This window comes from Salmonella sp. 32070601201500089SM (assembly GCF_017573605.1).
Lineage (GTDB): Bacteria > Pseudomonadota > Gammaproteobacteria > Enterobacterales > Enterobacteriaceae > Salmonella > Salmonella enterica.
This window is the reverse complement of sequence record NZ_JAGETK010000001.1, coordinates 351,170-363,327: the sequence shown is the minus strand read 5'-3', so window position 1 is coordinate 363,327 and position 12,158 is coordinate 351,170. Positions and strand designations below refer to the sequence as shown.

15 protein-coding genes are annotated in these 12,158 nt (G+C 52.9%); 1 reads left to right on the top strand and 14 read right to left on the bottom strand.

Annotation, left to right across the window (positions count from 1 at the left end; translation table 11 throughout):
* The 12 genes from holB to yceD all read right to left on the bottom strand — a co-directional run bounded on the left by holB (nucleotide 1) and on the right by yceD (nucleotide 9,994).
* On the bottom strand, nucleotides 1-1,005 hold the full coding sequence (holB, locus tag J4728_RS01760; protein WP_000872458.1) for a DNA polymerase III subunit delta': 1,005 nt from the start codon (nucleotides 1,003-1,005) through the stop codon (nucleotides 1-3).
* Nucleotides 1,002-1,643, bottom strand: a complete 642-nt coding sequence (gene tmk, locus J4728_RS01755; protein ID WP_000535399.1) for a dTMP kinase — start codon at nucleotides 1,641-1,643, stop codon at nucleotides 1,002-1,004. The genes holB and tmk overlap by 4 nt, the downstream gene beginning before the upstream one ends.
* Nucleotides 1,633-2,655 carry a cell division protein YceG gene (gene yceG / locus J4728_RS01750; protein WP_208210980.1) on the bottom strand — a complete coding sequence of 341 codons (1,023 nt, stop codon included), beginning with the start codon at nucleotides 2,653-2,655 and terminating at the stop codon, nucleotides 1,633-1,635. The genes tmk and yceG overlap by 11 nt, the downstream gene beginning before the upstream one ends.
* A gap of 2 nt (nucleotides 2,656-2,657) precedes the next feature.
* Nucleotides 2,658-3,467 (bottom strand): aminodeoxychorismate lyase, encoded by an 810-nt coding sequence (gene pabC / locus J4728_RS01745; protein ID WP_000478653.1) that lies wholly within the window; start codon nucleotides 3,465-3,467, stop codon nucleotides 2,658-2,660.
* A gap of 123 nt (nucleotides 3,468-3,590) precedes the next feature.
* Nucleotides 3,591-4,832, bottom strand: coding sequence for a beta-ketoacyl-ACP synthase II (gene fabF / locus J4728_RS01740; protein ID WP_000044664.1), 1,242 nt, complete (start codon nucleotides 4,830-4,832; stop codon nucleotides 3,591-3,593).
* 85 nt (nucleotides 4,833-4,917) lie between these two features.
* Nucleotides 4,918-5,154 carry an acyl carrier protein gene (acpP, locus tag J4728_RS01735; RefSeq protein ID WP_000103754.1) on the bottom strand — a complete coding sequence of 79 codons (237 nt, stop codon included), beginning with the start codon at nucleotides 5,152-5,154 and terminating at the stop codon, nucleotides 4,918-4,920.
* A gap of 155 nt (nucleotides 5,155-5,309) precedes the next feature.
* Complete coding sequence (gene fabG / locus J4728_RS01730; RefSeq protein ID WP_000007236.1) at nucleotides 5,310-6,044, bottom strand: 3-oxoacyl-ACP reductase FabG; 735 nt, start codon at nucleotides 6,042-6,044, stop codon at nucleotides 5,310-5,312.
* A 12-nt stretch (nucleotides 6,045-6,056) separates the two neighbouring features.
* Nucleotides 6,057-6,986: an ACP S-malonyltransferase gene (fabD, locus tag J4728_RS01725; protein ID WP_000191343.1), complete on the bottom strand. Its 930-nt coding sequence runs from the start codon at nucleotides 6,984-6,986 to the stop codon at nucleotides 6,057-6,059.
* A 15-nt stretch (nucleotides 6,987-7,001) separates the two neighbouring features.
* A complete protein-coding gene (gene fabH / locus J4728_RS01720) occupies nucleotides 7,002-7,955 on the bottom strand; it encodes a beta-ketoacyl-ACP synthase III (protein WP_000288148.1) in 954 nt (317 codons plus the stop codon).
* 79 nt (nucleotides 7,956-8,034) lie between these two features.
* The gene (gene plsX / locus J4728_RS01715; protein ID WP_001532250.1) at nucleotides 8,035-9,114 is read right to left on the bottom strand and encodes a phosphate acyltransferase PlsX; all 1,080 of its coding nucleotides are present in this window, start codon (nucleotides 9,112-9,114) and stop codon (nucleotides 8,035-8,037) included.
* 133 nt (nucleotides 9,115-9,247) lie between these two features.
* Nucleotides 9,248-9,421: a 50S ribosomal protein L32 gene (gene rpmF, locus J4728_RS01710; RefSeq protein ID WP_000290727.1), complete on the bottom strand. Its 174-nt coding sequence runs from the start codon at nucleotides 9,419-9,421 to the stop codon at nucleotides 9,248-9,250.
* A gap of 51 nt (nucleotides 9,422-9,472) precedes the next feature.
* Entirely contained in the window at nucleotides 9,473-9,994 is a 522-nt protein-coding gene (yceD, locus tag J4728_RS01705) for a 23S rRNA accumulation protein YceD (protein WP_001174492.1), read from the bottom strand.
* A gap of 197 nt (nucleotides 9,995-10,191) precedes the next feature.
* Between yceD and J4728_RS01700 the strand changes: the two genes are divergently transcribed.
* Nucleotides 10,192-10,776 (top strand): Maf family protein, encoded by a 585-nt coding sequence (locus J4728_RS01700; protein ID WP_001137605.1) that lies wholly within the window; start codon nucleotides 10,192-10,194, stop codon nucleotides 10,774-10,776.
* A gap of 71 nt (nucleotides 10,777-10,847) precedes the next feature.
* Here the strand turns inward: J4728_RS01700 and J4728_RS01695 are convergent, their stop codons facing one another.
* The gene (locus J4728_RS01695; RefSeq protein WP_023228184.1) at nucleotides 10,848-11,072 is read right to left on the bottom strand and encodes a hypothetical protein; all 225 of its coding nucleotides are present in this window, start codon (nucleotides 11,070-11,072) and stop codon (nucleotides 10,848-10,850) included.
* Between the two features lie 202 nt (nucleotides 11,073-11,274).
* Nucleotides 11,275-12,018, bottom strand: a complete 744-nt coding sequence (locus J4728_RS01690; protein WP_208211189.1) for a DUF3053 domain-containing protein — start codon at nucleotides 12,016-12,018, stop codon at nucleotides 11,275-11,277.
* Nucleotides 12,019-12,158 lie beyond the last annotated feature (140 nt).

Genomic DNA, 12,158 nt, shown 5'->3' with positions numbered 1-12,158 from the left:
TCAAAGATGAGGAACAGGCAACAAGGTGCCTGGTTGCAGGTAATGCTCGATGCGGAGAATGAGATCGGTTAATACCAGTTCGCGATTTAATCCGGTCACATGAAGTAATTGATCACGACAATGGCAAACATCGTTCAGGATTGCCTGAATACGCGCCGGGGATAGCGGCCCCGCCAGCGCGGCAACAACCGCGTCCGCATCAACGTTTGTCAGGTACGACGCGCCGTGCTGACGTTTCAGCGCGTCTACCAGCAGCGTCGCCAGCCAGTGCAGGCGCGCCGGGGCTTGCTCATGATTGAGCGCCGTTAATACCGCATACCAGTCGCCCGTATGTAAACTGTCCATCAACGCCTGACACAGCGCCTCACGCTGCGCCCAACGTTCAGACTGCAACAGCGCCAGCGCGGCGCCGGGCGACCCCGCGTTCAGGCGTAGCGCCGTGAGCAATGCTTCTTGTGACGCCGTCACTTCTCGCGACAGCCATGACATCGCATACGATTCGGACGGCGGCGCCAGATGATGCAGCCGACAGCGGCTACGTAATGTCGCCAACAGACGAGCAGGTTCCGGGCTGGCAAGGAAAAACCAGGTTTGCTCCGGCGGCTCTTCCAGCGTTTTGAGTAACGCATTGGCAGCGGCGTCGGTTAATAGCGCCGCCTCCGCAATCCACACCACCTTCGCACCGCCCAGACGGGAGTGCTCGTACAATTTCTCGCTGACCTCGCGTACCGCATCTACACCAAGGCTGCTTTTGCCTTTATCCGGCGTCAGCGTGTAATAGTCCGGATGCGTGCCAGCCTGCATAAGCTGACAGCCACGGCAATGCCCACAGCTTTTGTGGCCCTCAGGCTGCTGGCATAACAAATAACGGCTCAGCGCATAGCACAGCGCCTCGTCGCCCATGCCAGGTAAGGCCTGAATCAGTAGCGCATGGTGCCCACGTCCCGCCTGGTAACTTTCTACCAGTTTTTCATAGGCGGGCCGTAACCATGGATACCATTTCATGCCGCTTGCTCCTGCACCCACTTCGTCACCGTGGCGCGAATGTCGCGCATGACGGCATCCAGCGGCTGGGTCGCGTCAATGGTGCGGATACGCGAGTCTTGCGCCGCCAGTTCCAGATAGCGCGCGCGAGTCCGGTTAAAGAAATCAAAAGATTCCTGCTCAATGCGATCCAAATCGCCGCGCGCTCTGGCGCGTTTTAGCCCGACTTCCGGCGTGACATCCAGATACAGCGTCAGGTCAGGACGAAAATCGCCCAGCACGGCATCGCGTAGTGTCGCCAGCATGGTTTGATCAATGCCGCGCCCTCCCCCCTGATACGCCTGGGTCGAGAGATCGTGGCGATCGCCGATCACCCATACGCCTTGCGCCAGCGCGGGTTTGATTACCGTTTCGACGAGCTGTACGCGAGCGGCATAAAACATCAGCACTTCCGCTTTATCGGTAATCACTTCGTCGCCTACCGATCGGATATCCAGCACCAGACTTCTTAGTTTTTCGGCAAGCTGCGTACCGCCCGGCTCACGGGTAAAAATCATGTTACGAATACCCAGTTGCTCAAGGGTCTCCACCACCACGTCGCGCGCAGTGGTTTTTCCGGCGCCTTCCAGGCCCTCGATGACGATATAATTACTGCCCATTTTTTTCCTTAAGCACTTTCAGGTACTCCTGCACTGACCGATTATGGCTGGCAAGATTGGTGTTAAATGTGTGACCACCTTTACCGTCGGCCACAAAATAGAGATACGGCGTTTTCGCCGGATGCGCCGCCGCCTGCAATGACGCTTCGCTGGGCGATGCAATCGGTCCTGGCGGCAGCCCGGTTATGGTATACGTGTTATAAGCCGTCGGCTTTTCCAGATCCGCACGCGACAATTTACCATTATAACTCGTCCCCATCCCGTAAATCACGGTGGGATCGGTCTGAAGGCGCATACCGATTCTCAGGCGATTAATAAAGACTGAGGCCACCTGATCGCGTTCGCTGGCGACAGCCGTCTCTTTTTCAATAATCGAGGCCATTGTCACCAGTTGGTTCTGATCTTTATAAGGCAGCCCCTCGGCCCGGCCTTTCCAGACAGTATCGACAGCTTTCACCATCTTTTGATGCGCTCGCTTGAGAATAGCGACATCGCTGGTGTTGGCGGTATACATCCAGGTATCAGGCCAGAACCACCCTTCTACCCATTCCGGGTGCGCAAGCTTTAATGCCTGAGCGACAGTGGCGTAGCCATCATCCGGCAATGTATGGCGAATATACGGCGCCTCTCGTAACTGTTTCAGGTAATCGCTAAGGCGCATCCCTTCCACAAACCGCAACGGGAATTGCGCTTCTTTGCCGCTCTCCAGCAACTCAAGCATCTCCCGTACGGTCATCCCCGGCGTAAAACGGTAAGTTCCCGCTTTAAAGTGCGATAACTCAGGCTCCACACGCAGCAGCCACTGAAATACCCGGGGACGATTAATGATTTTTTCATCATAAAGCTGGTCACCAAGCGCCAGCCGACCCGTTCCCGCCTTGAGCGTAAAGATAGTCTCGTTTTTAATAAGTAACGTGCTGTTCGCCAGATGGCGAACTTTCCACATCCCCACGCCCGTGGCAATACCCAGCACAACCAACAGCAGAAGGAAAACGCCTGACAATTTTTTCATAACTAATTCGGATGCTCACAAAATGGGGCTAAAAATTGAAACAGTGTTCGCGAAGAATACGACGTCCCGTGATAGGCGCGTATGGGAATAATCGGCATTAGCGCGTTGCAGATGATAATCTCATCCGCCTGCCTGACTGCCTCCTCTCTCGCCTGTACTTCAAGAACCTGGAAAGGAGATTGCGCCAGTTGGCGTAAACAAAATTGTCGCATAATGCCGTTCACCCCGGCCTGATCCAGACGCGGCGTAAAAACAATGTCGCCTGTACGCCAGAACAAATTAGCCGCACAGCATTCCGTAACCCATCCCTCGCTGTCAAGAACCAGCGCCTCATCGGCGTCCGTCTGCTCAAGATGAGAGCGAATCAACACCTGTTCGAGGCGGTTCAGATGTTTTAATCCGGCAAGATAAGGATTGCGCCCAAGCGGTATGGGACTAAGGGTAAGAGTGATGCCTTGCTTACGCCACTGAGAATAATAAGCGGGATAAGCAGAAACGGAGAGGATTCGGGTAGCTGCCTGACAATTCATGGCGCTGTATCCCCGGCCACCGCTACCACGGCTAATGATCACTTTCAACACGCCTGAATCATGCCCTGTGGCCAACATTGTCATCTCTTGCCGAAGGGTCGCCCAATGGCTAAAAGCGATCCGTAATTTTTCACAGGCAACCTGCAAGCGCTGAAGATGCGCTTCCAGATGGCAAATGTTGCCATCAACAATACGTGCGGTCGTAAAACTGCCATCGCCGAACTGCGTCGCCCGGTCGCTTACAGCAAGTTGATCCTGCGCATGGCCATTAATTAAAAACATAGTGGCTCCTTATCCGTCGCCTGCTAGTGTGGCAGGATGAATAACGCAGAACAAGAGGTGATATGCCTGATAAAAAAGGCCCGACAAGCGGACCTTTTTATTAATGTCTGTCTCTGGCTTAACTTAGATCTTTTTAAAAATCAAGGAACCGTTAGTTCCGCCAAAGCCAAAGGAGTTACACAGAGCGTACTCCAGATCGCTGACCTGGCGCGCTTCATGCGGCACGAAGTCCAGATCGCAACCTTCATCCGGGTTATCCAGATTAATGGTTGGCGGAATGGCCTGATCGCGTAGCGCCAGAATAGAGAAAATAGACTCTACTGCGCCTGCGGCGCCCAACAGATGGCCGGTCATCGATTTGGTCGAGCTCACCATCACTCGGCTTGCGGCATCGCCAAAGACTGACTTAACCGCCTGCGTCTCAGCTTTGTCGCCGGCAGGCGTCGACGTGCCGTGCGCGTTGACGTAGCCAATCTGAGCAGGCTCAATCGCGGCATCACGCAACGCGTTAACCATCGCCAGCGCAGCGCCTGCGCCATTTTCCGGCGGCGACGTCATATGGTAAGCATCGCTGCTCATACCAAAGCCGACGATTTCAGCATAGATTTTCGCACCACGCGCTTTCGCATGTTCGTACTCTTCAAGCACCAACATACCGGCACCGTCGCCCAGTACAAAACCATCGCGTTCTTTATCCCACGGACGGCTCGCCGCCTGTGGGTTATCGTTGCGGGTCGACAGCGCGCGCGCTGCGCCAAAACCACCTACGCCCAGCGGCGTACTGGCTTTTTCTGCGCCACCAGCCACCATCGCGTCCGCATCGCCATAGGCGATGATACGCGCGGCATGGCCGATGTTATGCACGCCTGAAGTACAGGCAGTCGCAATAGAGATGCTTGGCCCACGCAGGCCATACATGATAGTCAGATGGCCTGCTACCATGTTAACAATCGTCGACGGGACAAAGAACGGGCTAATCTTACGCGGTCCGCCTTTTACCAGCGAACTGTGGTTTTCTTCGATCAGACCGAGACCACCGATACCGGAGCCGATAGCGGCGCCAATACGGCTTGCGTTCTCTTCCGTCACTTCAAGGCCAGAATCCTGCATGGCCTGTACGCCAGCGACAATTCCATATTGAATGAAGGCATCCATCTTGCGCTGTTCTTTGCGCGAGATAATGTCATCACAGTTAAAATCCTTTACTAAGCCAGCAAATTTCGTTGCATAGGCGCTAGTATCGAAATGGTCGATCAGGCTGATGCCACTCTGACCGGCAAGGAGAGCTTTCCAGGTAGACTCTACGGTATTGCCGACAGGAGACAACATGCCCAGTCCGGTCACAACTACACGACGCTTAGACACGGTTGTCCTCCAGGGAGGGAAAATGATTCTAGTGGGACAAAAAGATAAAACTCAGGCGGTCGAACGACCGCCTGGAGATGTTCACTTACGCCTGGTGGCCGTTGATGTAATCAATGGCAGCCTGAACGGTGGTGATTTTCTCAGCTTCTTCGTCCGGAATCTCAGTATCAAACTCTTCTTCCAGAGCCATTACCAGCTCAACGGTGTCAAGAGAATCTGCGCCCAGGTCTTCAACGAAAGAAGCATTGTTGGTTACTTCTTCCTGCTTAACGCCCAGCTGTTCGCCGATAATTTTCTTAACGCGTTCTTCGATAGTGCTCATACTCTTAAATTTCCTATCAAAACTCGCTTTCGCGATGGTTTTCGTAGTGTATAAAATGTTGAAAAATTTGCAACTAAATCCCGGCAGGTCTTACCACGATTTTACGTTATTTTGCGGCCTTTCGCCCTAATAACGCAAATATTTTTCAATCGTGATTAAACCATGTACATTCCGCCGTTGACGTGCAGAGTCTCACCAGTGATGTAACTCGCTTCGTCAGAGGCTAAAAATGCAACCGCACTGGCGATTTCCTGAGCGCCGCCGAGGCGACCCGCAGGCACCTGCGCCAGGATACCCGCACGCTGATCGTCAGACAGCGCACGCGTCATGTCCGTTTCAATAAAACCCGGAGCCACAACATTGACAGTAATACCACGGGACGCAACTTCACGCGCCAGTGATTTACTGAAACCGATCAGGCCCGCTTTCGCCGCAGCGTAGTTTGCCTGACCTGCATTTCCCATGGTACCAACCACAGAACCAATAGTGATAATGCGACCACAACGCTTTTTCATCATAGCGCGCATTACCGCTTTTGACAGGCGGAAAACGGATGATAAATTGGTTTCGATAATATCGTTCCACTCATCATCTTTCATTCGCATCAACAGATTATCACGAGTGATACCGGCATTATTAACCAGGATATCCACTTCACCAAATTCTGCGCGAATATTTTCCAGAACAGATTCAATAGATGCAGGATCGGTCACATTCAACATCAAACCTTTCCCGTTAGCACCTAAATAGTCGCTAATGTTCTTCGCACCATTTTCACTGGTCGCAGTCCCGATAACTTTCGCGCCGCGGGCAACGAGAGTCTCTGCAATTGCGCGGCCTATGCCACGGCTTGCACCAGTCACCAGCGCAATCTTTCCTTCAAAGCTCATGGTTTTCCTCTTTTATTGCGTAAGTGCCGCAGACAGCGCCGCCGGCTCGTTCAGCGCCGACGCTGTCAGGGTGTCGACAATACGTTTCGTCAGACCAGTGAGGACTTTACCTGGACCCACTTCATAAAGATGTTCAACGCCCTGCGCCGCGATAAATTCCACGCTCTTCGTCCACTGTACCGGATTGTACAACTGGCGAACCAGCGCATCGCGGATAGCGGCGGCATCGGTTTCACATTTCACGTCAACGTTGTTCACTACCGGCACCGTTGGCGCGCTAAAGGTAATTTTGGCTAATTCAACCGCCAGCTTATCTGCCGCTGGTTTCATCAGCGCGCAGTGCGACGGTACGCTCACCGGCAGCGGCAGCGCGCGTTTCGCGCCAGCGGCTTTACAGGCTGCGCCCGCACGTTCTACCGCCTCTTTATGCCCGGCGATAACCACCTGTCCCGGCGAGTTAAAGTTAACCGGCGAAACAACCTGCCCTTCGGCAGATTCTTCACAGGCTTTAGCAATAGAGGCATCATCCAGCCCGATGATCGCAGACATGCCGCCAGTGCCTTCCGGAACCGCTTCCTGCATGAATTTACCGCGCATTTCCACCAGACGAACGGCATCAGCAAAGTTGATGACGCCAGCGCAAACCAGCGCGGAATATTCGCCCAGGCTGTGACCTGCCATTAACGCAGGCATTTTACCGCCCTGCTGCTGCCAAACGCGCCAAAGCGCGACGGAAGCGGTTAATAACGCCGGCTGCGTCTGCCAGGTTTTATTCAGTTCTTCCGCTGGACCTTGCTGGGTGAGCGCCCACAGATCATATCCCAGAGCCGCAGAAGCTTCAGCAAACGTTTCTTCTACGATAGGGTAATTTGCCGCCATCTCGGCCAACATCCCAACGCTCTGAGAACCCTGACCGGGGAACACAAATGCAAATTGCGTCATGTTTAAATCCTTATACTAGAAACGAATCAGCGCGGAGCCCCAGGTGAATCCACCCCCGAAGGCTTCAAGCAATACCAGCTGACCGGCTTTAATTCGCCCGTCACGCACGGCTTCATCCAGCGCGCACGGCACAGAAGCCGCGGAGGTATTGCCGTGCCTGTCCAGCGTGACGACGACATTGTCCATCGACATGCCGAGTTTTTTCGCTGTCGCGCTAATGATACGCAGGTTAGCCTGATGCGGCACCAGCCAATCGAGTTCTGAGCGATCCAGGTTATTAGCCGCCAGCGTCTCATCGACAATATGCGCCAGTTCAGTGACCGCCACTTTAAAGACTTCATTGCCCGCCATTGTCAGGTAAATCGGGTTATCCGGATTTACGCGATCGGCATTCGGCAGGGTCAGTAATTCACCGTAACGGCCATCGGCATGAAGATGAGTGGAGATAATACCCGGTTCTTCAGAAGCGCTCAGTACGGCCGCGCCTGCGCCATCGCCGAAAATAATGATCGTACCGCGATCGCCAGGATCGCAAGTGCGGGCTAATACATCGGAACCGACCACCAGCGCGTGTTTAACCGCGCCGGATTTAACGTACTGGTCGGCGATGCTTAACGCGTAGGTGAAACCTGCGCACGCTGCCGCGACATCAAACGCCGGGCAACCTTTAATACCGAGCATACTTTGAATCTGACATGCCGCGCTTGGAAATGCATGCGTTGCTGATGTGGTAGCCACCACAATCAAGCCAATTTGGTCTTTATCGATCCCCGCCATCTCAATCGCGCGATTCGCAGCGGTAAAGCCCATCGTCGCGACAGTTTCATTCGGCGCGGCGATATGGCGTTCACGAATACCTGTACGAGTGACAATCCACTCGTCAGAGGTCTCAACCATTTTTTCCAGATCGGCGTTAGTCCGCACTTGTTCGGGCAGATAGCTGCCAGTACCAATAATCTTCGTATACATGTACGCTCAGTCACTTTTCGGTTATATACCGTTACCTGTAAACGTCTGGCACGCTGGCGGCGCCGGGGAGACAACGATATTATCTGTGCGCCCGCAGGTTTACGCCTTTGCCATCGTCCAGCGGTTCAAATCCGGCTGGGTATACAGATTCCAGGCGAGCGGCAATTCGCTGAGGAACTTGTCGCTGCACCGCCTGCACTGCCTGTTCAATCGCGACTGCAAATGCTCGCTGATTGGCCGCACCATGACTTTTTATCACCGTGCCGCGCAATCCTAACAGACAGGCGCCATTATACTGGTCGGGGTTGAGGTGACTGAATCGCCTCGTCAGGCTTTTTTGTAACCAACGTTTTAATAACAGCAGCCACCACGACCGTTTTTTCCCCTCGCCCTGTGATTTCAGCAGTGAAAGGAACATTCTGACAACCCCCTCCATCGTTTTAAGTGTGACATTGCCTGTAAAGCCGTCACACACCAGTACATCGGTTTTTCCCGTCAGTAACTCATTCGCCTCAAGGTAGCCGATGTAATTGATGGTTGGGACTGTTTTTAACATTAAAGAGGCTTCGCGAATACTGTCGAGGCCTTTGGTTTCTTCTTCCCCGATATTGAGTAGCGCCACGCGGGGATTTTTGATCCCGACGACCTCTTCCGCCAAAACGGCGCCCATCACGGCAAACTGCACCAGCATGGTACTGTCGCAGTCGACGTTGGCCCCCAAATCAAGCACTACCGTTTTGCCCTTTTGCTGGTGCGGTAATACCGTCACCAACGCCGGACGCTCAATCCCCTCAAGAGGCTTGAGCAATAATTTCGCCAGCCCCATCAGCGCCCCGGTATTACCGGCGCTAACGCAAGCTTCGGCTCGGCCTTCTTTCACAAGCTCCAGGGCCACACGCATGGATGTCCCGCGACTGGCGCGGATCGCCTGCGAAGGCCGGGCATCACTGGCAACAACTGACTGTGCAGGGATAATCTGCAGACGCGAACGTTGTTCAAAGTCAGCTTTGGCAAGTAATGGCGTGATAATATCGGGATTCCCGACTAAAAGAAGAGTGAGCTGCGAATTAGCGTTCAGTGCCTGCAATGCTGCAGGCACCGTCACGGAAGGACCAAAATCGCCCCCCATGACATCTAACGCCAGGGTTAGACGTGTCAAGGTATCGTCGCTGCCTGGTTCGGTGTTCTCCGCTTACGCGGAGAAATCCTCACTAAGCTTTATCACGCTTGTACTCTTCGGCTTTTACACCACAGGCACGCCTGTGATGCAAAAGGCATCGAGTATCGCGCGATTACTTAGCGATGACCTTACGGCCGCGGTAGTAACCGTCGGCAGTGATGTGGTGACGCAGGTGTTTTTCACCAGAAGTTTTGTCTACAGACAGGCTGGTGACTGCGGTCAGAGCGTCATGGGAACGACGCATGCCACGTTTGGAACGGGTTGGTTTATTCTGTTGTACGGCCATGGACCTTACTCCTCAATTACGGTTTATCCCTGCGTCCGCGGGGAAGACCTATTACTTACGCTTTAAGCTGGCTAATACGGCAAATGGGTTTGGCTTTTGCGCTTCATCAGGCAGTTCGCCAAAGACCATGTCCGCCTCGGACACTTCACAGTGTTCAGAATCATGCACCGGAACTACCGGCAAGGCGAGGATGATTTCATCTTCAACCGTCGCCAGCAGATCGATTTCGCCGAATTCGTTTACCTCAATCGGCTCATACGCTTCCGGCAGTGCTTCAGCCTGCTCGTCGGAACGGACAGGGCTAAAACAATACGTTGTGTGAACCTGATGGGTAAACGGTTTCCCGCAACGCTGGCATTCGAGCGACACCGTAACGACCGCATCGCCGGTTAAAACGGCGAGACGCTGGTTATCGATAGCGAACGACATGGAGCATTCCACATCACTGTCCACACTGACTACAGATTCGGCAACGCGCTCAACCTGATCGGGGGTATAGATACCCTGGTAATCAAGGCGTTTTTGAGCGGTACGAACCGGATCAAGAGTCAGGGGTAATTTTACCTTTTGCATAGGGCGCGCATATTAACTTCGTAACGTCATATAGTCAAAGAAAAAGGCAGCCTGCGGTTGCCTTTTGCCAATAATTCGCACACATTGCGGGTTACAGACTTATTTTCGCTCAAGACGAGTCAGTATGACAGGCTTGAAGACCGAAGAGCATAGTTTAAGATGGCTCTCATCATTACGCTATATCTGAGGGAAAAAATATGCCCCGTCTCATCCTTGCGTCTACCTCTCCCTGGCGTCGCGCGCTGCTGGAAAAGCTGACGATTCCTTTCGAATGCGCCGCGCCGGATGTTGATGAAACCCCCATGCCGGGCGAAGCGCCGCGTCAGTTGGTGCTGCGGCTGGCGCAGGCGAAGGCGCAATCGCTCGCCGCGCGTTTCCCGAATCATTTGATTATTGGCTCCGACCAAATTTGTGTTCTGGACGGCGAAATCACCGGCAAACCGCTGACGGAAGAAAAAGCGCGTCAGCAATTAGCCAAAGCCAGCGGAAATATTGTGACGTTTTATACCGGACTGGCACTGTATAACTCCGCCTCCGGGCACTTACAAACCGAAGTGGAGCCTTTTGACGTTCATTTTCGCCATTTAAGCGAAGCGGAAATAGACGACTATGTCCGTAAAGAGCATCCGCTGCACTGCGCGGGAAGTTTTAAAAGCGAAGGTTTAGGCATTGCATTATTTGAGCGCTTAGAGGGCCGCGATCCGAACACGCTGATCGGCTTGCCGCTTATTGCCCTGTGCCAGATGCTGCGACGGGAGGGCTTCAACCCGCTACAGCAATAAACGGCCTACTCTGTAGGCTTTTCAAATACCGCTAAAAGCCGTTTCTGCACGTGTTGGTAGTTATCTCCCGTTTATTGGGGAGCAGTTTCGACCGCTTCCAGTTCTAACCAACTGGAAAGCGCTTGTTGTGAACAATTTAGCGCCTGCCGATCTTCACTCTCTTCGTGCGGGCCCGTTTCCTGGTCAATCCATTCACCGATCAGAAAAAAAGCATTGGCATTACGAACCGATGTACGGTGCGTTTTATCCCATAGGGTTTCAACAGCGGTGTACGCGCGCGTTAATGAATTCCCCATCTCAGTTCAGTTTTGTAAAAACACATGTTCTCAATACTCGCCTGACGCGCTCTACGGCGTCAAAAGCGGCTTACGAACTTATTCTCGCGAACAACTCTCAGGACGTTTACTGTCCTGAAACCTTCCCTTTGCGACTCGTTAAATTCCATCTCGCGATGAGTTTACGCCCCCCTAACATTGCTTCACCTCACGACACATTCCTTTAATTAACGCCGCCAGCATCAGCCGCATCTTGTTGACTATGTATAAATTCAACCATCTGCTGAGTAAGATGGTTTATATCATTCTGCGTAATGAAAAAATTAAATTGTTGATCCTGAAAGTGTTCTTTTGCTGCCAGGTCGGCAAAAACCGCTTTTCCATTCGTTTCAAAGCGGACTTTATTTCCCTGTTTTTGCAGAAACTCGCCCATTGCGACCAGTTGGTCGAGCCGCTTTCCGCGCAGAAAATAATAGCGAGTCATCGTCTCATCCAGCGGTGTTACGGTTTTATTCCACGCAGCGTCAAAGACAGGCTTCACATCAGAGGGGAGCTTTAAAGCAGAATATTTTTTTCTGTTTTCACTACTCACATTTTTCAACCGAAGGATAAATCGATTGTTTACGTCACGAGCCACACGTAGCTCGTTCAGGAAAACCAGATTATCACGCTCAGACTGGATAACACCGGTGATCTTATCCTCCTGGCCGGTCTCATACACCACAGCAAAGGTTTGCCCGTAGGCAGCTAATAGTACATCGTAGTCATCGGCGTAATGACCAAAAGCCCGACGTTGGGCTGGCGTCAACTCACAGACGCCCACCACGGGAGACGTAATGACTTGCGTATTCAAATACTCAACGAAAGCCCGTCGTGAACTATCGCCCTTTCCTTCGCAACCGGTCAGCATCGCGATCACGAGCGGCACGATAACGTATTTTCCCCAACGCTGAGTAAATGAGCGCATCCAGCTAGTATTGGCCATCTGTTCGTCCTTAAACACGCCGAAATCCGGATCGCAAGAATAAACAGTACACAACGGTAAAAATGCGTCGGATACAGCAAAACAAAAATATTATGAGAAAAGTGAGATTCGGGCAGATAACC

What these genes read in the sequence shown, in the direction of transcription:
- holB (WP_000872458.1), bottom strand. Translation starts at nt 1,005, where the DNA reads ATGAAATGGTATCCATGGTTACGGCCCGCCTATGAAAAACTGGTAGAA.
- tmk (WP_000535399.1), bottom strand. Translation starts at nt 1,643, where the DNA reads ATGGGCAGTAATTATATCGTCATCGAGGGCCTGGAAGGCGCCGGAAAA.
- yceG (WP_208210980.1), bottom strand. Translation starts at nt 2,655, where the DNA reads ATGAAAAAATTGTCAGGCGTTTTCCTTCTGCTGTTGGTTGTGCTGGGT.
- pabC (WP_000478653.1), bottom strand. Translation starts at nt 3,467, where the DNA reads ATGTTTTTAATTAATGGCCATGCGCAGGATCAACTTGCTGTAAGCGAC.
- acpP (WP_000103754.1), bottom strand. Translation starts at nt 5,154, where the DNA reads ATGAGCACTATCGAAGAACGCGTTAAGAAAATTATCGGCGAACAGCTG.
- fabG (WP_000007236.1), bottom strand. Translation starts at nt 6,044, where the DNA reads ATGAGCTTTGAAGGAAAGATTGCGCTGGTGACTGGTGCAAGCCGTGGC.
- fabD (WP_000191343.1), bottom strand. Translation starts at nt 6,986, where the DNA reads ATGACGCAATTTGCATTTGTGTTCCCCGGTCAGGGTTCTCAGAGCGTT.
- fabH (WP_000288148.1), bottom strand. Translation starts at nt 7,955, where the DNA reads ATGTATACGAAGATTATTGGTACTGGCAGCTATCTGCCCGAACAAGTG.
- rpmF (WP_000290727.1), bottom strand. Translation starts at nt 9,421, where the DNA reads ATGGCCGTACAACAGAATAAACCAACCCGTTCCAAACGTGGCATGCGT.
- yceD (WP_001174492.1), bottom strand. Translation starts at nt 9,994, where the DNA reads ATGCAAAAGGTAAAATTACCCCTGACTCTTGATCCGGTTCGTACCGCT.
- J4728_RS01700 (WP_001137605.1), top strand. Translation starts at nt 10,192, where the DNA reads ATGCCCCGTCTCATCCTTGCGTCTACCTCTCCCTGGCGTCGCGCGCTG.
- J4728_RS01695 (WP_023228184.1), bottom strand. Translation starts at nt 11,072, where the DNA reads ATGGGGAATTCATTAACGCGCGCGTACACCGCTGTTGAAACCCTATGG.
- J4728_RS01690 (WP_208211189.1), bottom strand. Translation starts at nt 12,018, where the DNA reads ATGCGCTCATTTACTCAGCGTTGGGGAAAATACGTTATCGTGCCGCTC.